General features: G+C 66.6%; 14 protein-coding genes and 1 other annotated feature. All 14 genes read left to right on the top strand.

The window, feature by feature from the left end; genetic code table 11:
- The first annotated feature begins 105 nt into the window (after nt 1-105).
- The 14 genes from HG421_RS08020 to HG421_RS07955 all read left to right on the top strand — a co-directional run bounded on the left by HG421_RS08020 (nt 106) and on the right by HG421_RS07955 (nt 20208).
- Entirely contained in the window at nt 106-3027 is a 2922-nt protein-coding gene (locus HG421_RS08020; protein WP_169705955.1) for a ligand-binding sensor domain-containing diguanylate cyclase, read from the top strand.
- Nucleotides 3028-3121: 94 nt separating this feature from the next.
- Nucleotides 3122-5209 carry a putative bifunctional diguanylate cyclase/phosphodiesterase gene (locus HG421_RS08015; protein ID WP_169708130.1) on the top strand — a complete coding sequence of 696 codons (2088 nt, stop codon included), beginning with the start codon at nt 3122-3124 and terminating at the stop codon, nt 5207-5209.
- A gap of 135 nt (nt 5210-5344) precedes the next feature.
- The gene (flhB, locus tag HG421_RS08010; protein ID WP_169705954.1) at nt 5345-6475 is read left to right on the top strand and encodes a flagellar biosynthesis protein FlhB; all 1131 of its coding nucleotides are present in this window, start codon (nt 5345-5347) and stop codon (nt 6473-6475) included.
- 17 nt (nt 6476-6492) lie between these two features.
- On the top strand, nt 6493-8565 hold the full coding sequence (flhA, locus tag HG421_RS08005) for a flagellar biosynthesis protein FlhA (RefSeq protein WP_211161835.1): 2073 nt from the start codon (nt 6493-6495) through the stop codon (nt 8563-8565).
- Nucleotides 8566-8843: 278 nt separating this feature from the next.
- The gene (locus HG421_RS08000) at nt 8844-10589 is read left to right on the top strand and encodes a type IV secretory system conjugative DNA transfer family protein (RefSeq protein WP_169705952.1); all 1746 of its coding nucleotides are present in this window, start codon (nt 8844-8846) and stop codon (nt 10587-10589) included.
- Between the two features lie 313 nt (nt 10590-10902).
- On the top strand, nt 10903-11154 hold the full coding sequence (locus HG421_RS07995; RefSeq protein WP_169705951.1) for a hypothetical protein: 252 nt from the start codon (nt 10903-10905) through the stop codon (nt 11152-11154).
- Nucleotides 11155-11629: 475 nt separating this feature from the next.
- A protein-coding gene (locus HG421_RS07990; protein ID WP_169705950.1) for an IS3 family transposase occupies nt 11630-12864 on the top strand; the annotation gives its coding sequence in 2 pieces (ribosomal slippage) (nt 11630-11915 and nt 11915-12864; 1236 coding nt in all).
- Nucleotides 11908-12024, top strand: a sequence feature (AL1L pseudoknot). Its footprint overlaps the gene before it by 117 nt.
- 64 nt (nt 12865-12928) lie before the next feature.
- Nucleotides 12929-13240: a hypothetical protein gene (locus HG421_RS07985; RefSeq protein ID WP_169705949.1), complete on the top strand. Its 312-nt coding sequence runs from the start codon at nt 12929-12931 to the stop codon at nt 13238-13240.
- Nucleotides 13241-14181: 941 nt separating this feature from the next.
- Nucleotides 14182-15870: a flagellar biosynthesis protein FlhF gene (flhF, locus tag HG421_RS07980; protein ID WP_169705948.1), complete on the top strand. Its 1689-nt coding sequence runs from the start codon at nt 14182-14184 to the stop codon at nt 15868-15870.
- Nucleotides 15857-16741, top strand: a complete 885-nt coding sequence (locus tag HG421_RS07975) for a MinD/ParA family protein (protein ID WP_005918202.1) — start codon at nt 15857-15859, stop codon at nt 16739-16741. Before flhF ends, HG421_RS07975 begins: the two co-directional genes overlap by 14 nt.
- On the top strand, nt 16738-17505 hold the full coding sequence (locus tag HG421_RS07970) for an RNA polymerase sigma factor FliA (RefSeq protein WP_104605212.1): 768 nt from the start codon (nt 16738-16740) through the stop codon (nt 17503-17505). The genes HG421_RS07975 and HG421_RS07970 overlap by 4 nt, the downstream gene beginning before the upstream one ends.
- Nucleotides 17506-17528: 23 nt before the next feature.
- On the top strand, nt 17529-17921 hold the full coding sequence (gene cheY / locus HG421_RS07965) for a chemotaxis response regulator CheY (protein WP_002813536.1): 393 nt from the start codon (nt 17529-17531) through the stop codon (nt 17919-17921).
- Nucleotides 17921-18547, top strand: a complete 627-nt coding sequence (locus HG421_RS07960; protein ID WP_169705947.1) for a protein phosphatase CheZ — start codon at nt 17921-17923, stop codon at nt 18545-18547. The genes cheY and HG421_RS07960 overlap by 1 nt, the downstream gene beginning before the upstream one ends.
- A gap of 2 nt (nt 18548-18549) precedes the next feature.
- Nucleotides 18550-20208 (top strand): chemotaxis protein CheA, encoded by a 1659-nt coding sequence (locus HG421_RS07955; RefSeq protein ID WP_169705946.1) that lies wholly within the window; start codon nt 18550-18552, stop codon nt 20206-20208.
- Nucleotides 20209-20474: the final 266 nt, after the last annotated feature.

Below are 20474 nucleotides of genomic sequence, written 5' to 3'. Positions count from 1 at the left end.
AGTCGCTATATCGCGGCCTACGATGGGGGCCGCCAATGGCAAGCGTGAGACACCGCGCAGGGGGCGCGGACCACACGCACCGATGCGTGGGAGACAGCAACGCTCGTGGGGTTTGTGCAGCGCCAATGCAAGTCGTCGGGACGGGGTGCATCGTTTGCTGCGCTGCTGCTGATGGCGTTGCTGTCGCTGTCGGAACCGGCCAGCGCGCAAAGCGCCAGCATCCGCCGCTATGCGCACGACCAGGGCCTGCTCGGGCTGGCCGGCACCTGCCTGCTGCAGACCCGCAACACCATGTTGTGGGTGTGCACTGAAAGCGGGCTGTATCGCTATAACGGGCGCCTGTTCCAGCAGGTGGTGCTGGACGGCCTGCGCAACGAACCGATCGCCGCGATGAGCCAGGCGCCCGACGGGCGGTTGTGGGTGGCCGGATTCCAGGCCTTGTTCGTGGGCGATGAGCGCGGCTTTCGCAAACTGGCGCGCGATGAGGCCGAACACCTGCAGGAAGGCATGCTGCTGGCCAGCCCGTCCTGGGGCACGGTGCTGGCCAACGGCGGCACCCTGGAGCGGCTGAGCGAACGCGCCAACGGCCGTTGGCACAGCGAACCGTTGCTGGATACCGCAACCCGGGTCAAGGTGCCGGAGTTGTCCAAGGTGCTCAGCCTGTCGGTGGACGGCGACACGCTGTGGGCAGGCTGCGCGCACAAGCTGTGCGCCATCGATGCGCAACGCAAGGTGCAGGTCTACGGACCCGAGCAGGGCGTTCCCGAGGATCGCTGGTACAGCGTGCTGCGCGATCACGACGGTGCGCTGTGGGTGCGCGGCGCCGGCACCCTGCTCTATCGCGCAGCCGGTGCCAGCCGCTTCAGCGTGCGGCCGCTGCCGCTGCTCGACGGCACCACCGTCGGGCAACAGGCGCCCTTGGTGATGGACCGCGAAGGACGCGTCCTGGTCCGCCGCAACGATGGCCTGGCGCGCTGGGAAAACGGCCACTGGCGCAGCTTCGGCGCCGCCAACGGGCTGCCGCCGGGCAGCAGCGATGCAATCGTGGTGGACCGCGAGGGCGACGTCTGGATGACCGTGGACGGCGAAGGCCTGGTGCGCTGGGCCGGCTACGAATGGATCGAGAACTGGGACGCCTCGCAAGGCATGCCGGCTGCGCCAACCTGGTCGGTCGCACGCGATGCGCACGATGCGCTGCTGGTGGGCAACGAACACGGCGTCGGGCGCCAGGACAGCCCGGACGGGAGATTCGTGCCGGCCCTGGCGGAGGCGGGGATCCAGGTCGTGGGCATGGCGCGCAGTGCCGACGGCAGCCTGTGGACGATCAATTCCGCCGGGTTCCTGCGCCGCAACCGGCCCGATGGCCGCAGCACCGCGGTGGCCCAGCTGCCGCGCACCGCGCGGCGCCTGTACAGCGATCGCCAGGGCCGGCTCTGGATCCTGACCGTCGGCGGCCTGTTCGTGATCGAGCGGCCGCTCGAAGGCGGCGCGCCGCAGCCGGTGGCGGACATGCCCAGCATTGCCTACACCGACATCCAGCAGACCGCCGACGGCACGCTGTGGGTGTCCAGCGCCAATGGCCTGTTCCGCTTGCAGGGCCAGCGCTGGTCCAAGGTGCAGGTGAAGGTCAACGGCGGCGATGCCGACCCGTGGATCGGCAAATTCCATATCAGCGACAGCGGCGAAGTGTGGCTGGCGTTCTATCGGCCCGGCCTGTGGCACGGCATGTTGCTCGCCGATGGCGTGGACCTGCAGGCGATCAGCGACGAGGCATTGCGCGATGTCGGGGTGTACCTGCTGCGCGGCGACAGCGTCGGCCGGATCTGGGTCGGCCACGCCCGCGGCGTGGAGGTCTACAGCGGCGAACGCTGGGCGCATCTGTCGCAGTCGCAGGGCCTGCTCTGGGACGACGTGTCCGAAGCGGCGTTCGCCGAAGACCCGGACGGCTCGGTGTGGATCGGCACCGCGCGCGGGGTCAGCCATCTGCACGACCCGGCGCGCCTGTTCGACGAGCGCCAGCCCAGCGTGCGTATCGACAGCGTCAGCCGCGGCGGTGAGCCGATCCGCAGCGGGCAACTGCTGCGCTGGAGCGACAAGCCGGTGCATATCGAACTGTCGACGATGGAGGTCTACGACGACCCGAGCCGGCTGACAGTGCGCTACCGCCTGCTCGGCCTGCACGAGGAATGGATCCAGAGCGATGACCTGTCGATCGACCAGCCGCCGCTGCCGGCCGGGCACTTCCGCCTGCAGGTCCAGGTGCTGGACCGCTACCGGCGTACCGCCTCGCCGGTGGTGGACCTGGCGTTTGCGGTGGCGCCGTTGTGGTGGCGCAGCCCGCCGGCGATTGCGCTGTACCTGCTGATCGGCGGCGGCCTGCTGATCGGGCTGTGGAGCTGGCGCCACCGCCATCTGGTGGCCCGCGAACGCATGCTGGCCGAGCTGGTGGCCGAACGCACCTATCAGCTGGAGCGGGAGAAACGCGACCTGGAAAGCGCCCGCGCGGCGCTGGCCCTGAAGGCCAGCCACGACGCGCTGACCGGCCTGCTCAACCGCTCCGGCGTCCTCGAGGCGATGGCCGAGGAACTGCAGGCCTGCGTGCACCCCGAGCATCCGCTGGCGGTGGTGCTGATCGACCTGGACCACTTCAAGCAGGTCAACGACGAACACGGCCACCTGGTCGGCGACGCAGTGCTGGCCAAGGTCGGCGCACGGCTCACCGCCTGCCTGCGCGATTCGGACAAGGTGGGCCGCTACGGGGGCGAAGAACTGCTGTTGCTGCTGCCCGGCATGCACCGGCAGAGCCAGCACCGGCTGCGCGCCATCCACGACGCGATCAGCCTGCCCCCCTATGACGTGGGCGTCGCGCGTCCGCTGCAGGTGACCTGCTCGATCGGGGTGTCCTGGTACCGCGTCGGCGACACCGCCGCCACGCTGCTGGCACGCGCGGACGAGGCGCTGTACCGGGCCAAGCGCCATGGCCGCAACCGCATCGAGCCGGAAGAACCTGAAGTTTCCGTGGCCTGATCCACAGCGTTGCGGTAGACGACCTCAAGAACACGCGTGGCAGGTCGCTAGCTCCTTGAGCAAGCGCGTCCGTCGGCGCTGGAACTGGGGATCGGTGCAGGCAACCTACAACCTTGGCATGGTGCTGTTGTCACTGGTGGTGGCCGTCCTGGCTTCCTACACGGCATTGCACATGGCCGCACGCACCGCCGCCAGCCGCGGCGGGATCGCCGCTGCCTGGCTGGTGGGCGGCGCCATCGCCATGGGCATCGGCATCTGGTCGATGCACTTCGTCGGCATGCTCGCCTTCCGCCTGCCGATTCCGCTGGGCTACGACGTGGCACTGACCGCGTACTCGATGCTGGCAGCGGTACTGGCCTCGGCGCTGGCGCTGTGGCTGACCTCGCAACCCCAGCTGCCCTGGTTGCGGCTGGGCCTGGGAGCGGTGCTGATGGGGCTGGGCATCGCGCTGATGCACTACATGGGCATGGGCGCGCTGCGCATGGCCCCGGCCATCACCTATGACCCGCTGCTGTTTGGCCTGTCGATCGCGATCGCCATCGGCGCCTCCGCCGCCGCGCTGTGGATTGCGTTCCGGCTGCGCCACGAAGGCCGTCGCTACAGCCTGCGCCTGATCGCCGCGCTGATCATGGGCGTGGCCATCGTGGGTATGCATTACACCGGCATGGCCGCCGCGCAGTTCGCGCCGGGCAGCATCTGCGGTGCGGCCTCCGGCGCGCACCTGCCGTTGTCGTGGCTGGCCGCGCTGGTCATCGCGGTGACGCTGGGCCTGCTGATCCTGGCGCTGGTGATCTCGGTGCTGTCGCGCCGCCACCAGCAGCGCACCGACGTGCTGGCGCAATCGCTGGCGCAGGCCAACGCCGACCTGGCCCTGGCCGCCCTGCACGACCCGCTCACCCGCCTGCCCAACCGCATCCTGCTGCACGAGCATGTGCTGCAGAACATCGAACGCGCCCAGCGCGATGAGCAGCGGTTTGCGGTGATGCTGATCAACCTGGACGGCTTCAAGGTGGTCAACGACGGCTACGGCCACCAGTTCGGCGACCGCTTGCTGGTGGTGGTGGCCGAGCGCCTGAGCGCGCACCGGCGCGCACACGGCAGCCTGGCGCGCCTGGGCGCGGACGAGTTCGTGCTGGTGGTCGACATCGCCGACCCGGAAGACGCCGCCGCGACCGCCGCGCACCTGGTGCGCGCACTGGCATTGCCGTTCCTGGTCGGCGACCACGAACTGCGTCTGAGCAGCAGCATCGGGATCGCGCTGTATCCCGAGGACGCCGGCAGCGAGCATCAGTTGATGACCCATGCCGACGCGGCGATGGGCCACGCCAAGCAGGCCGGCCGCAATCGCTACAGCTTCTTCGAGCGCTCGATGACCGGCACCACCCGCGAGCGCCTGCAACTGCTGCAGGACCTGCCGCGCGCGCTGGAATCGGGCCAGTTCGTGCTGCATTACCAGCCCAAGTATTGCGCCGACGACGGCCGCCCGATCGGTGCCGAGGCGCTGATTCGCTGGCAGCATCCGCAACGCGGCCTGGTGCCGCCGGACAGCTTCATCCCGCTGGCCGAACGCAGCGGCATGATCGGCCCGCTCGGCAGCTGGGTACTGCAACAGGCCTGCCGGCAGATGCGCGCATGGCGCGACGCCGGCCACGGCGACTGGCGCGTGGCGGTGAACCTGTCGGCCACCCAGCTCGCCTCGCCCAGCCTGCTGGACGAGGTGGCGACCACGCTGGACAGCTACGCCATCGCCCCCGGCCAGCTCACCCTGGAAATCACCGAAACCATGGCCATGCACGATGCCGAAGCCTGCCTGCACACGCTGGGGCAGCTCAATGCGCTGGGCGTGCGCATCGCCATCGACGACTTCGGCACCGGCTATTCCAACCTGCTCTACCTGCGCAAGCTGCCCGCCCACGAACTCAAGATCGACCGCAGCTTCGTGCAGGCCATGGACAACGGCGCCGAAGACATCGCCATCGTGGCCGCGGTGGTGGCCCTGGCCCACACCATGCGCCTGCAGGTGGTGGCCGAAGGCGTGGAAACCCCGGCCCAGCGCAACACGCTCGAACGCCTGGGCTGCGACCAGCTGCAGGGCTACCTGCTGGGCCGGCCGCTGCCCCCCGAGCACTTCATCACCCTGGTCGCCACCCAACGCGACGGCCCAAAACGCCTGGCCAGCTAGATCACACAGTAGCGGCTACCCACTCCGCCCACCCAACCGGCACGCAGCCACCCGCTCTTACGATTCCCGATTCCCGATTCCCGATTCTGGAATGCCGCTTGCATCAGCCCAGGCTGATCCCCCACCGGCATCTCCATGTCCGAGTCCGAAGACGGCGGCGAGCGTACAGAGCTTCCCACCGAAAAACGCCTGCGCGAAGCCCGCGAGCAGGGCAACATCCCGCAATCGCGGGAATTGTCCACTGCGGCGGTGTTCGGCGCCGGCGTGTTCGGCCTGATGGCCCTGGCCGGCGGCATTGGCGATGGCGCGGCGGTCTGGATGAAGACCGCGCTCAGCCCCGACCCGACCATGCGCGAGAACCCGATGGCGCTGTTCGGCCATTTCGGCGACCTGTTGCTGCAGCTGCTGTGGGTGATGGTGCCGCTGATCGGCGTCTGCCTGCTGGCCGGGCTGGCCGGGCCGCTGCTGATGAGCGGCATGCATTTCTCCGGCAAGGCGCTGATGCCCGACCTCAACAAGCTCAACCCGATGAACGGGGTCAAGCGCATGTGGGGCAGCAACAGCCTGGCCGAGCTGGTCAAGTCGGTGCTGCGCCTGTTGTTCGTTGGCCTGGCCGCCTGGCTGTGCATTTCCAAGGGCCTGCACGGCCTGCGCGCATTGGTGAACCAGCCGCTGGAACAGGCGGTCGGCAACGGCCTGGACTTCACCAAGAGCCTGCTGCTCTACACCGCCGGCGCGCTGGTGCTGCTGGCCGCCATCGACGCGCCGTACCAGAAGTGGAACTGGCTGCGGAAGCTGAAGATGACGCGCGAGGAAATCAAGCGCGAGATGAAGGAAAGCGAGGGCAGCCCGGAAGTGAAGGGCCGCATCCGCCAGATGCAGATGCAGATGTCGCAGCGGCAGATGATGGAAGCGGTGCCCAAGGCCGACGTGGTGCTGATGAACCCGACCCACTACGCGGTGGCGCTCAAGTACGAAGGCGGCAAGATGCGCGCCCCGATCGTGGTGGCCAAGGGCGTGGACGAGATGGCCTTCCGCATCCGCGAAGCAGGCGAACAGCACCGGGTGGCGATCGTCACCGCCCCACCTTTGGCACGCGCCTTGTATAGGGAAGCGCAAATCGGCAAGGAAATTCCCGTGAGACTCTATTCGGTCGTGGCCCAGGTGCTGTCCTACGTCTACCAGCTACGCGGCTGGAACGGCGGCCCGATGCCGGAATTGCCGTCGCTGGACGTGGATGAGTTCGGCAAGGGAGCCAGCGCATGAGCGCCCAACCCGCCCCGATGAACGCCCGCCGCGTGATGGAGTTGCTGCGCAACGGCCTGGGCGCCCCGCTGGCGCTGATGGCCATGCTGGCCATGCTGATGGTGCCGCTGGCCGCGCCGGTGCTGGATGCGCTGTTCACCTTCAACATCGCCATCTCGCTGATGGTGCTGCTGGCGGTGGTGTACGTGCAGCGCCCGCTGGAATTCACCATTTTCCCGATCGTGCTGTTGATGACCACGATGCTGCGGCTGGCGCTGAACGTCGCCTCCAGCCGCGTGATCCTGATCAACGGCCAGGACGGCCACGCCGCGGCCGGCAAGGTGATCGAGGCCTTCGGCCAGTTCGTGATCGGCGGCAACTACGCCGTGGGCATCGTGGTGTTCGCGATCCTGACCATCATCAACTTCGTGGTCATCACCAAGGGTGCCGGACGCGTGTCGGAGGTGACCGCCCGCTTCATCCTGGACGCCATGCCCGGCAAGCAGATGGCCATCGACGCCGACCTCAACGCCGGTTTGCTGACGCGCGAGGAGGCCAAGGCCCGCCGCGAGGAAGTGCGCGAGGAAGCCGACTTCTACGGCGCGATGGACGGTGCCAACAAGTTCATCCGCGGCGACGCCATCGCCGCCATCCTGATCCTGTTCATCAACCTGGTCGGCGGCATGGCGGTGGGCATGCTCCAGCACGGCATGTCGTTCGTGGATGCCGCATCCACCTACACCTTGCTGTCGATCGGCGACGGCCTGGTGGCGCAGCTGCCGGCATTGCTGGTGTCGTCCTCGGTCGCACTGCTGGTGACCCGCGCCTCGCGTGCGCAGGACATGCGCGGGGCGATGATCGGCCAGGTGTTCGGCCAGCACCGCGCCCTGGCCGTGGCCGCCTCCATCCTGGGCCTGGTCGGCCTGGTGCCGGGCATGCCCAACGTCGCGTTTTTGACGCTGGGCCTGATCCTGGGCGTGATCGCCTGGAAAATGTACAAGCGCAGCCTGGCCGCGCCGGCCGCCGGCGATGCCGCCGCCGATCCGCAGGCCGCTGCCACCGCCGCCACCGCCCAGGCCAGCGCCGAACTGAGCTGGGACGAACTGCGCCCGATCGACCCGCTGGGCCTGGAAGTGGGCTACCGGCTGATCCCGCTGGTGGACAAGCACCAGGGCGGCGAACTGATGGCGCGCATCAAGGGCGTGCGCCGCAAGCTCACCCAGGACATCGGCTTTTTGGTGCCGCCGGTGCATATCCGCGACAACCTGGAGCTGTCGGCCAACGCCTACCGCCTGCTGGTGCATGGCGTGCCGGTCGCCACCGCCGAGATCCATCCCGACCGCGAACTGGCGCTGGACCCGGGCGGTGCGCTCGGCCAGCTGGACGGCATTCCCGGCAAGGACCCGGCATTCGGCCTGGACGCCACCTGGATCCAGCCGCACCAGCGCGCCTACGCCGAATCGATGGGCTATACCGTGGTCGACCCGGCCACCGTGGTCGCCACCCACCTGTCGCACCTGATCCGCGAACACGCACCCGAACTGCTCGGCCACGAGGAAGTGCAGCAGCTGCTGGCCACGCTGGGCAAGACCGCGCCGAAGATGGTCGAAGACCTCACCCCCAAGGCATTGCCGCTGTCGGTGGTGGTACGGGTCCTGCAGAACCTGCTGATCGAGCGCATTCCGGTGCGCCAGCTGCGCAAGATCGTCGAGGCCCTGGTCGAACACGCCCCGCACAGCCAGGACCCGGCCACCCTCACCGCGGCGGTGCGCACCTCGCTGGGCCGCTTCATCGTGCAGGAGATCGCCGGCATGTCGGCCGAGCTGCCGGTGTTCACCCTGGCCCCGCAGCTGGAGCGCGTGCTGCAGGAATCCACCCACGGCAACGGCGTGGCACTGGAGCCCGGCCTGGCCGAGCGCCTGCATCAAAGCCTGGCCGATTGCGTCGGTAAACAGGAAGCCCGCAACGAACCGGCGGTGGTGCTGGTGCCCGGCCAGGTCCGCGCGGCGCTGGCCCGCCTGGTCCGCCACAGCGTGCCGAGCCTGTCGGTGCTGGCCTACAGCGAGGTGCCGGAAGACAAGCGCCTGAAGCTGATCGGCACCATCAGCTAGGGGCACAGGACCGGGATGGACCGTCCGTCCCTCCGTTGCACTGCCCCCCCGGCATCGGCCACGAGCGCGCACTCTGGAGGCCCGCCAGCATCCTGGCGTCTGCCTCGATCTGACCGCTAGGTGCCGTCAGCCGCTTTGATGGGGCTACACGTTGACGCCTTGGCGACGCCAGTTCCCGCCGCTCTCATCTATGATGAGCGGGGCCTGGAAAAAGACCGCCTCCCGCTCGCTGCCAGTAACGCGTGCGCGGGATGCAAATCACACACGGAGATGGAAGCATGGGTAGTAAGGGAAAGGTGGGCATTGCAGCGGCCCTGTTGGTCCTTGCAGTGGTCGCCGGTTTGTACCTGGCCGGTTACATGACGCTGATGTTGCTGAAGTTGCAGGTGCCATTGAAGGCGACCACTTACCTGCAATACTGGAAGGCGCTGGACCTTCCGCAAGTCCAACCGTATGTCACGCGCATCAAGATCAGCGGCATTGTCGGCTTCGGCCTGCCGTTGATCATCTGGTTGCTGCTGCTGATTCCCCTGTTGAGAAAAAAGCAGCAATCCCTGCACGGCGAGGCGAGCTTTGCCACCGTTGCCGACCTCAAGAAAGCCGGCATGCTGGAGAAAAAGCCCGAAAGCATCCTGGTCGGCAAACTCAATGGCCGTTACATCTACATCAATGGCGCGCTGCATGTGATCGTGGTTGCACCCACACGATCCGGCAAGACCACCTCCATTGCGATCCCGGTCTTGCTGACCTACCAGCAATCCATGGTGGTGCTGGACCTCAAGGGAGAGCTGTTCAAGGCGACCAGCGGATACCGCGCCTCGCAAGGCCAGAAAATCTATGTCTGGGCGCCCTACGCCACCGATGGAAAGACCCACCGCTTCAACCCCCTCACCCTGGTTCCGGAGGATCCGCGGGAGCGGATCGCTGCCATACAGACCATGGCGGCGATCTTGTACCCCGATGAACCCGGGAAGGACAGTTTCTGGGTGACCCAGTCGCGTGCGGCGTTCGTGGCATTTGCATCCTTCATGTTCGAGAACTGGTACGACATGCGCAGCACCGGATTCCCCGGTGTCGAAGATCCCAACAGCAGCGACCTATTCCCCAGCTTCGAACGCATCCTGCGCTTTTCCACCGGTGGGAGCGATGGAGAAAGCACCTCGGACATGCTGAAAAAGCTGATCGCCAACAAGAACTACAAATACATCAGCCCACAGACGCGTTCCACGTTCAGCGCCCTTGCCGGGCTCGCCGAACAGACGTTTTCCTCGGTCATGGCCACCATGCAGGCGCCACTGCAGCAGTTCCTGAGCCCGATCCTGGCGGCGGCCACCAATGCCACGGACATCGACGTCACCGCCATCCGCAAGCGCCTCACCACGGTCTACGTCATCATCCCCACCCAGAAGCTGGATGAAAGCAGCAAGCTGCTGAATATCTTCTTCAGCTCGGTCATCGGCAATAACCTCGATAAGCAGCTCAATGAGGATCCCAAGCTCAAGTATCAGATGCTGATGCTGATGGATGAATTCACCGCCATGGGCCGGGTCGATGTCTGGTCCAAGCGCATCTCCATTTCGGCCAGTTATGGCGTGCGCGATCTGTGCATCATCCAGAGCCAGTCGCAGTTGCGTGCCACCTATGGCGCGGACGACGCGCAGAACTTCATCACCAACCATGCCGCCAGCATCGTGTTCACCCCTCGCGAGCAGGAAGATGCCAATGCCTATAGCGACATGCTGGGGTATACGACGATCCGCAAGCGGCACCGTTCCATCAGCAAGGGTGGCGGTGGAAGCAACGTGTCGTACAACTACACCGAAGAGCGCCGCGCGCTGATGCTGCCGCAGGAAATCAAGGAACTTCCCGGCAATGACGAACTGCTGTTCTTCGAAGGGAGCAAGCCGATCCGCTGCGAGAAGAACTGGTTCTTCAAGGACTCGGTTCTGAAGAAGCGCATCATGGATCCTGTCGCAGTGCCGGCTTTGGCGGTGGATCAGCCAAAAACCAAGGCCGCATCGTAACAGCCGACTGCATCGCTCGTTCCCGGACAGCCGGTATGGAGGAAGAATCGTAGTTGCGGGCAGCGTCTCCATGTCGCAGTGCCCCCAGCTACTGCCACCGGCTGGGGCGCTGTATGCTGGGCCCGTTGCCCAGGCGCGTCCCTTGCGCCCGGGCAGCATGATGAAATCGGTAAACACCTGGAGGGACGCAGGCCGCTGCCGACGTTGGTGGGCGATCATCGCTCACCCGAACAGGCCGCTGCAGGCATACCGATGCGCTACCATTTCCATAAAATCCGTCGATCCCAAGACACATCTGCAAAAGGACATGCATATGAGCAAGAAGGCAGACTCTCGTTACATCGCCCTGGCACCGCTCGTGCCCGCGGCGCACGCAGCACAGCTGCTCCGCGACCTGCAGACCATCAATGACCGGGTGATGCGTGAGCTCGGGGCACTTCCCCGCAAAGGACTGCCGGTACAGACCAAACGCAAGCCCAAGCCTGCGCCATGGGCCGCGGCAGCGCAGCAAACGGCGCTCCAAGATACTGAGGTGCACGACGCACCTCATCCAGCCATTTCCTGAAGGCAAGGCACCACCGTGCCGAAGCCGGCCGCTACACCGCCCGACGACAATTCATCACCGCCGCCGGTTCCGCAGAGATTGCGTCAGCTACTGAAAGACGATCCCCGAGTTGATTCAGCGCTTGCCGAATCCCGGTACGCCACTTTTGCGCGTTGTAGTGTGGAGGTGCACGCAGCGCAATTGCTGGGCGATGTGCACCTGATCAACGAACGCGCGCAGCATGTGCTCGCCCCCCCTACCCCGCAATGGGCTGCTGGTGCAGGTCAAGGGCGCCCTTGGGCGCGCGCCATGAATGCAGCCGGTGCAACAGGCGCCTACACTGGATAACGACGTACGCACTGCGCTGCGCGTGCCCACTGCTGAGAGGAAAGACCGTGCCATGTCGAAGCCGACGCCTCCCTCCATCGAAAACGACTTGCCTGCACTGAACCGCCCCGGGAACCCCGGAGGCTCCATTACTTGAGAAGATGGAGCCATGAGCAGAGCAAGCAAGTTTTCCCCAGAGGTCCGGGAGCGATCGGTGAAGATGGTGCTGGAGCACCAGGGCGAGTACGCGTCGCAGTGGTCGGCGATTGTGTCGGTGTCGGCCAAGGTGGGCTGTACGGCCGAGACGTTGCGCGGCTGGATCCGGCAGTACGAGCGTGATGGCGGCAAGCGCGAGGGCGTGACGACAGCCGAGAAGGAGCGCATCAGGTTGCTTGAGCGCCAGGTGCGCGAGCTGCGCCAGGCCAACGAGATCCTGCGCAAGGCGTCGGCGTATTTTGCCCAGGCGGAGCTCGACCGCCCCTTCAAGAGGTGAAGCGCTTCATCGACGACCATCGCGACGTTCACGGGGTCGAGCCGATCTGCAAGGTGTTGCCGGTCGCCCCGTCGACGTATTACGCGCACGCAGCCCGAAAGTCCGATCCTGAATTGCGCTCGGCAAGGGCCAAGACGGACGAGGCGTTGATGCCTGAAATCAGGCGTGTGTGGGACGAGAACTTCCAGGTCTATGGCGTACGTAAGCTCTGGCGGCAGATGCGGCGGGAGAAGTTCGCTGTTGCGCGCTGCACCGTGCAGCGTCTGATGAAGCGTCTGGGCCTGCGCGGGGTCATCCGCGGCAAGGCGGTGCGCACGACGGTGAGCGATGCGAAGGCGCCGTGCCCGCTCGATCAGGTCAACAGGCAGTTCACCTCGGATCGGCCAAACGCGTTGTGGGTCTCGGACTTCACCTATGTGTCGACGTGGCAAGGCTGGATCTACGTGGCCTTCGTCATCGACGTGTTCGCACGCCGGATCGTGGGCTGGAAGGCGTCGCCGTCGATGCAGACCGACCTGGTGCTCGATGCGCTCGAGCAGGCGCTGCATGCGAGGAAGCCGGTCGGACCGGATCGTTTGATCCACCACAGCGACCGGGGCGTGCAGTACGTCTCGATCCGCTACACCGAGCGGCTCGCCGAGGCCGGCCTGGAGCCCTCGGTGGGCAGTGTGGGCGACTCGTACGACAACGCACTGGCTGAGACCATCAACGGCCTGTACAAGGCCGAGGTGATCCACCGCAAGTCGTCCTGGCGCACGCGCGAGGAGGTCGAGTGGGCCACGCTCACCTGGGTCGATTGGTTCAACAATCGCCGCTTGCTTGAGCCGATCGGCAACATCCCACCGGCCGAGGCCGAAGCCAACTATTATTCCAAACACAAGCAACCCAACGAGTCCGCCATGTCGGCGTGACTCAAACCAAGGAGTCTCCGGGAAAAGCGGGGCGGTTCACCCCGGCCATGCCCTGTATGCAGACGTGAAAGATCGCCTGGAGGCCAAGGGCACGCCGCTGCCGGAAGATCGCCTGCACCAGGTCGCTACAGAGATGTACACCAGCGGCTTCAAGCCGGACTGGCACGGGCGCGTGGATGTGGTCAACGACACCTTCTATGCGCAACACGCCACCGACCCCACCAAGCGGATGAACCTCTCGCTCGCCGAGCCTACGCCGTCGATCCAGGAATCGATGCAACAGGCGCAGGCCCACACGCTGGAGACCGCGCAGCAGCAGGCGGCAGCGCAAGCCAGGCAGGACCAGCCGACGCAGCCAGGGCCGGTCATGGGATGATTCCTGAATGATGAACTTATTCACGCACTGGAAAGAACGCCGCAAACAGCAAGCGGTTGAGGAATTGCAGCGATAGGTGGGGCGCTCGCTCGACCGCGTGGTCGATGCGCATGGCACTGCGGAAGGCCAGGACGCGGAGCAGTCGGGCGAGCAGTCACTTATCGAACAGGGTGCCAAAGCCCGTGAGGGTATGCGCCCTTGAAACGACTGAAACAACACGCAGGATCAGGCGATAGCGTTCGCCTGCGCCAGTGCAGCCGAGGGTGGGCAATCAGACCACGCGCATTCGCTCTCGATCTACACAGTCAACACTGCGATGCGACCGCGGCCGACGAAGTAATGTCGTGGACATCACGTCAATAAGTGTGCCCCGAGCGCGACGGGACAGCACATCGCGCCCAGGTGCGCTCCGGCACAGCCCGAGAACTTCGCCCGCCGGCAATCGCCATAGGCTGCCCGCCACGGCCCAGAGCCAGGCGTCGGAAATCCGCCACTTGGCGAACTCCCCAATCGATTGCATGACGCCGACCGCTGGAAGCAACCCGAGCGCGGCTTGATGGCGGTTCGCGCAGGGGCTCGATGGGCTCCAAGACACGAGATCGGCCCCGCCGCCCAGCACCTAAGCGACGTCGAACCGGCGAGCAGCACTGCCGAAAATCCCAACTGGCACCTGCACTTAACGCTGCACATCCGGCCCAGCATCTGATCCCAGCTGTCTCCCGCGCGCTCCCACGCCCGCTCGCCAGAAACCCGCCACTCCAGGTTTTGGCACACCGCATGCATCAGCTCTGGCGAGACCGCAGCCAGCACCACCGCTGCGGGGCGGATGGCAGGACTTGGAACTACGACCGGGACAGGCAACTCATGACGCTGGCAACACACCCACATTCATCGCGCACCCGTCCGGCGTCCGGCGGGTCCCGTTCCTGGAGGCACGTGGCATGAAGATCAAACGCTTTGTCGCCCCGGATATGCGCACCGCATTCCGCATGGTACGTGAGGAACACGGCCCGGATGCGGTGATCCTGTCCAACCGTCGTACCGCCGAAGGCATCGAGATCGTCGCCGCCAGCAACTACGACGAAGAGCTGGTACAGCGCGCCCTGGAAACCGCCCGCGAGACGCCGGCCCCCAGCACCGCGCCGGTCCAGGCTCCCGTGCAGCAGGCTCCGGCCCAGCCGGCGCAGGTTGCCGCCCGCCCCGCCGCGCCGGTCCACGCGCCACTGAAGCCGGCTGCCGAGACCATGAGCCACCGCCAGCGCGTGGCCAGCGCCGCCGAAGACATGATTGCCGCCATGGCCCTGCGCCAGCCGGCCAGCGTGCCGCGCCAGGCGCCGGTCGCCACCCCGATCCGCAGCGCCGCGCAGATGCCGGCCGTGCAGGAGCTGGTCGCGCCGGTCGTGCAGCGCCAGGAACACGCGCTGTCGGCGGTGCCGGAACAGCTGTTCGCCGACTTTTTGACCACTGCCCCGGTGCAGCGCCCGGCCGTGCAGGCCGCCCCGGCCCAGGCGCCGACTCCGGTCGTGGCCCCCCCAGTTGCCGCCCCCGCCTATGCCGCCCAGGACCAGGACGACGACGCCTTCGCCGACGAGGCCGACTTCGATCTGGACGACGCGCTGCCGCAGATCCTGCCGCCGGCCGCGCTGCCGCCGATCGTGGTCGCCCCGCCCGCCCCCGCTGCGCTGGCCGCAGTGCCGGTGGCTGCCGCGCCGATCCCGCAGAACGACGAAGAACTCAAGCAGCTGCGCGGCGAGCTGGCGCTGATGCGCCAGATGATCGAGCGCGAAATGAACCGCCTCACCGACGAGCGCCTGCGTGGCTCCCCGGTGCGTGCGCAGGCGCTGGAACTGATGGACGACTATGGCTTCGACGCCGGCCTGACTCGCGATGTCGCCCTGCAGATCCCGGCCGATACCGAATTGCACCGCGGCCGCGGCCTGATGCTGGGCCTGCTGTCCAAGCGTCTGCCGGTGGCCCCGATCGACCCGCTGGAACGCGGTGGCGTGATCGCCCTGGTCGGCCCGACCGGTGCCGGCAAGACCACCACCATCGCCAAGCTGGCGCAGCGCTTCGCCGCCCAGCATGCCCCGCGCGACGTGGCCCTGGTCACCACCGACACCCTGCGCGTCGGCGGCCGCGAGCAGCTGCACAGCTACGGCCGCCAGCTCGGCATCGCGGTGCACGAGGCCGACAGCGCCGAAAGCCTGCTCGAGCTGCTGGACCGCCTGCGCGACTACAAGCTGGTGCTGATCGACACCGCCGGCATGGGCCAGCGCGACCGCGCCCTGGCCGCCCAGCTGAACTGGCTGCGTGCCGCCCAGCAGGTCACCTCGCTGCTGGTATTGCCCGCCAACTCCCATTTCGCCGACCTCGACGAGGTCGTGCGCCGCTTCGCCCACGCCAAGCCCCAAGGCGTGGTGCTGACCAAACTCGACGAGACCGGCCGCTTCGGCAGCGCCTTGTCGGTGGTGGTCGACCACCAAATGCCCATCACCTGGGTGACTGACGGACAGCGGGTCCCCGACGACCTGCACCGCGCCAATGCCGCCAGTCTCGTTCTTCGCCTTGAAGATTTGCGGCGCGCTGCCGATAAGCCCTGTACTCCGGAGCACAACCATGCAGTCGCGTGAATACGCCAAGCTGACCAACGCCTTCCCCCTGTCGGCGACCCGTCCCGAGCCCCTGGGCCCGGTGCGCACCATTGCCGTGACCGGTGGCAAGGGTGGCGTGGGCAAGACCAACATCTCCGCCAACCTGGCCGTGGCGCTTGCCGACATGGGCAAACGCACGCTGCTGCTGGACGCCGACCTTGGCCTGGCCAACCTGGACGTGGTCCTCGGCCTGGCGCCCAAGTACACCCTGGCCGACCTGATCGCCGGCCGTTGCACGCTCGATGAAGTCATCATCGAAGGCCCCGGCGGCGTGCTGGTGGTACCGGCCGCCTCCGGTCGCCGCCACATGGCCGAACTGGCCCCGGCCCAGCACATCGGCCTGGTCAACGTGTTCTCCGAACTGGAACGCGACCTGGACGTGATGGTCATCGACACCGCCGCCGGCATCACCGACAGCGTGCTGACCTTCTGCCAGGCCGCCCAGGACACCGTGGTGGTGGTCTGCGACGAGCCGGCCTCGATCACCGACGCCTACGCGCTGATCAAGGTGCTCTCGCGCGAACGCGGCGTGGACCGCCTGCAGATCATCGCCAACATGGTGCGCGACCCCAACGAAGGCCGCCTGCTGTACGACAAGCTCTCGCGCGTGTGCGAGAAGTTCCTTGGCGATGTGTCGCTGAACTACCTCGGCCACGTGCCGCAGGACGACTGGTTGCGCCTGTCGGTACAGCGCCAGCAACCCGTCATCAAGGCCTATCCCGCCAGTCCGTCGGCGCAGGCCATCGCAGAAATCGCACGCCGTACCTCGCGCTGGCAGGCCCCGACCGTGCCGCGCGGCAACGTCGAGTTCTTTGTCGAACGCATCATCCAACGGGGAGTGGCCGCATGAGCACCGCTACCGCAACCACGGCCAGCGCGCAGTACCGCGCCGTGCAGCGCAACAACGCCAACGACGTGGTGACCCAGCACGCCGACCTGGTGCGCCGCATCGCCCACCATCTGGCGGCGCGCCTGCCGGCCAGCGTGGAAGTGGACGACCTGATCCAGGCCGGCATGATCGGCCTGATCGAAGCCTCGCGCAGCTACGATTCCGAACAGGGCGCATCGTTCGAGACCTATGCCTCGATCCGTATCCGCGGCTCGATGATCGACGAGATCCGCAGGGGCGACTGGGTGCCGCGTTCGGTGCACCGCCGCGCCCGCGATGCCGCCGCCGCCGTGCGCAAGATCGAACAGAACACCGGCCGCGCCGCCGCTGCCACCGAAGTGGCCGCCGCCATGGAAATGCCGCTGCCCGACTACCTGCGTCTGATGGAAGATGCCGCACGTGGCCAGGTGCTGAGCCTGGAATCGCGCATCGAAGATCACGGCGAGCTGGACACCACCGCCAAGGGTGGGCCCAATCCGCAGCAGATGATGGAGCGTGGCGAATTCGGCCGCGAGCTGGGCAAGGCCATCGGCCAGTTGCCCGAGCGCGAGCAGCTGGTGCTGTCGCTGTATTACGAGCAGGAATTGAACCTGAAGGAAATCGGCGCCGTGCTCGGCGTCAGCGAATCGCGCGTGTGCCAGATCCACGGCCAGGCGGTGGTGCGTCTGCGCGGCCGCCTCAAGGTATTCGAACTGGCCGATGCCGGTGTCGAAAATGACGATTGATTTTTTAGCGTTAGGAGCTTGATGTGAACAAGAACATGCGGATCCTGATCGTGGACGACTTCTCGACGATGCGACGTATCGTCAAGAACCTGTTGGGCGATCTCGGCTTCACCAATACCGCAGAGGCCGAAGACGGCAACAGCGCACTGGCCGCGTTGCGCGCGGGCCCGTTCGATTTCGTGGTGACGGACTGGAACATGCCCGGCATGACCGGCATCGACCTGCTGCGCAACATCCGCGCCGACGCCAAGCTCAAGCACCTGCCGGTGATGATGGTGACCGCCGAAGCCAAGCGCGAGCAGATCATCGAAGCGGCACAGTGCGGCGTGAACGGCTACATCATCAAGCCGTTCACTGCGCAGACGCTGGAAGAGAAGCTGGGCAAGGTGTTCGAACGTCTGGCGGCGACCGCCTGATGAACGCGACCGTGGAAACCGATGCCGAACGTGCCGCCTTGATCGAGCGCCTGCAGCACGCGCTCGATGCATTGGAAAGCGGTGACCAGGTCGCCTGGCGTCGCGAGGTCGATCACCTCGCCGCCCTGCGCACACGCCCGATGATGCAGAGCCTGAGCCGGCTCGCCCGCGAACTCGGTCAGGCCCTGGGCGAATTGCCCACCGTGCCCGAAGAAGCCGGCGAACTGGACGATGCCTGCTCGCGCCTGGACCACGTGGTGGAAATGACCGAAAAGGCCAGCCACCGCACATTGGACCTGGTCGAAGAATGCCGCGAGCTGGCCAACCAGCTGCGCAGCGGTGGGCTCAATGAAGACCAGGGCGCACTGCTGGAAAAGATGCGCCATAACCTCACCGAGCTGTCGCTGGCGCAGAGCTACCAGGATTTGAGCGGCCAGATCATCCGGCGCGTGGCCGGCATCGTGCGCCGCGTGCATGAGGGCTTCGGTGCGCTCGGCCTGCCGCCGAAGAATCCCGAGCCGAAGAAAGACGACGGCGGTCTTGCCGGTCCTGCGATCAAGGGCCTGGACCGTCACGCCGTGTCGCAGGACGACGCCGACGATTTGCTGTCCGGATTGGGGTTGTAACCATGAGTGCCGTTCCAGACGATATTGCTGCCGATTTCATCGTCGAGGCCCAGGAAATCCTGGACCGCCTCGGCGAACAGCTGGTGTCGCTGGAACAGGCGCCAGACGAAGCCGACCAGCTCAACGCGGTGTTCCGCGGCTTCCACACGCTCAAGGGTGGTGCCGGCTTCCTGGCGATCAAACCCATGGTCGAGCTGTGCCACGCCGCCGAGGAAACCCTCGGCATGGCGCGCTCCGGCCAGGCGGTGCTGCAGGCCCATCACTTCGATGCCGCACAGCAGTCGCTGGATTATCTGCAGGCCATGCTGGATGCGATGGGCTCGGGCGAAGCCGTGCCGCATGCACCCGCCACGTTGATCGCGCAGTTCGACGCCAAGAGCGCCCCGCCGGCAGTCAAGGCCGTGCCGCAGGCAGCCGCTACCAAACCGGCGGCGCCCGCACATACCGACGATGCGCATGCCCCGGCCCCCAAGTCGGCCGGCAAAGGCGCCGCCAAGGCCGGCGCCGAAGCCGAACAGACCGTGCGCGTGGACACCAAGCGCCTGGATGCCATCGTCAACCTGATCGGCGAACTGGTGCTCTCGCGCAACCGTTTGAAGACCTTGCGCACCCGCCTGCGCGACGAAGAACTCGACCGCGCTGTCAGCACGCTGGACATCGCCACCGCGCGCCTGCAGACCGCGGTCATGCGCACCCGCATGCAGCCGGTCAGCAAGGTGTTTTCGCGCTTCCCCAAGGTGGCCCGCGATGTTGCGCGCACCCTGTCCAAGGAAGTGGAGCTGGAATTGATCGGCGCCGAAACCGAGCTCGATCGCAATCTGGTCGAAGCCCTGGCCGACCCGTTGGTGCACCTTGTGCGCAACGCCATCGACCACGGCATCGAATCGCCGGCCCTGCGCGAAGCCACCGGCAAGCCGCGTAGCGGCCATGTGCGCCTGTCCGCGCAGCAGGAAGGCGACTATGTCAGCATCGAGATCCAGGACGACGGCGCCGGCATCGACCCGGAACGTCTACGCGAGATCGCCCGCAACAAGGGCCTGATCGACGCCGAAGCTGCCGCACGCCTGAGCACCGACGAGTGCCTGCATCTGATCTTCATGCCGGGCTTTTCGACCAAGGCGGAAGTCACCGACATCTCCGGCCGTGGCGTGGGCATGGACGTGGTGCAGTCGCGCATCCGCGAACTCAGCGGCCAGATCCAGATCCAGTCCGAACTGGGCCGCGGCAGCCGCTTCATGATCCGCGTCCCGCTGACCCTGGCGATCCTGCCGACCCTGCTGGTGCAGGCCGGCGAAGCGGTCTATGCCTTGCCGCTGGCCCGCGTGGTGGAAGTGCTGCACGCCCCGCAGACCTCGCTGGGCTGGTTCGACGGCCGCGCCGTGCTCGACCGCCGCTCGCACACCCTGCCCCTGATCGACCTGCGTCGCTGGCTGGGCGTCCCTGCCGAACAGCCGCCGCTGCTGACCGTGGTGCTACTGCAGGCCGGCGAAACCCGTTTCGGCCTGGTGGTGGACCAGGTCCGCGGCCGCGAGGAAGTGGTGATCAAACCCCTGCCCCGCGCGTTACGCGGCCTGCCCGGCTACGCCGGCGCCACCCTGATCGGCGACGGCCGCATGGCGCTGATCCTGGATGTGGATGGATTGCGTTCCAGCGATCATTGAGATTCGGGAATCGGGAATCGGGAATCGGCAAGACGATCCTGGTTGCCTGACCTAACGACAACGTACTGCGGCCGTTGTCGTTTCCATCCAGCCTCGCTGCCGATTTACGCCGCTACGCGCGGCTATGCGGTGGTGTACTTGTCTCATGCTTGTAGACACCTCGATGGGGGTAATCCCCTCCACCGGCGCCCGCATCACGCGCTGGGCATGAGACACCCGATGACACATATGCTTTAGCTACATGAGCTGTGCAGAGACCGCTGGGT

Source organism: Xanthomonas campestris pv. badrii (assembly GCF_012848175.1).
Taxonomy (GTDB): Bacteria; Pseudomonadota; Gammaproteobacteria; order Xanthomonadales; family Xanthomonadaceae; genus Xanthomonas; species Xanthomonas campestris_C.
Note: the sequence above shows the minus strand (reverse complement) of the source record. Positions and strands in the feature narration are given on the sequence as shown.

What these genes read in the sequence shown, in the direction of transcription:
- flhF (WP_169705948.1), top strand. Translation starts at nt 14,182, where the DNA reads ATGAAGATCAAACGCTTTGTCGCCCCGGATATGCGCACCGCATTCCGC.
- HG421_RS07960 (WP_169705947.1), top strand. Translation starts at nt 17,921, where the DNA reads ATGAACGCGACCGTGGAAACCGATGCCGAACGTGCCGCCTTGATCGAG.
- HG421_RS07970 (WP_104605212.1), top strand. Translation starts at nt 16,738, where the DNA reads ATGAGCACCGCTACCGCAACCACGGCCAGCGCGCAGTACCGCGCCGTG.
- flhA (WP_211161835.1), top strand. Translation starts at nt 6,493, where the DNA reads ATGAACGCCCGCCGCGTGATGGAGTTGCTGCGCAACGGCCTGGGCGCC.
- HG421_RS07955 (WP_169705946.1), top strand. Translation starts at nt 18,550, where the DNA reads ATGAGTGCCGTTCCAGACGATATTGCTGCCGATTTCATCGTCGAGGCC.
- HG421_RS08000 (WP_169705952.1), top strand. Translation starts at nt 8,844, where the DNA reads ATGGGTAGTAAGGGAAAGGTGGGCATTGCAGCGGCCCTGTTGGTCCTT.
- flhB (WP_169705954.1), top strand. Translation starts at nt 5,345, where the DNA reads ATGTCCGAGTCCGAAGACGGCGGCGAGCGTACAGAGCTTCCCACCGAA.
- HG421_RS07975 (WP_005918202.1), top strand. Translation starts at nt 15,857, where the DNA reads ATGCAGTCGCGTGAATACGCCAAGCTGACCAACGCCTTCCCCCTGTCG.
- HG421_RS07995 (WP_169705951.1), top strand. Translation starts at nt 10,903, where the DNA reads ATGAGCAAGAAGGCAGACTCTCGTTACATCGCCCTGGCACCGCTCGTG.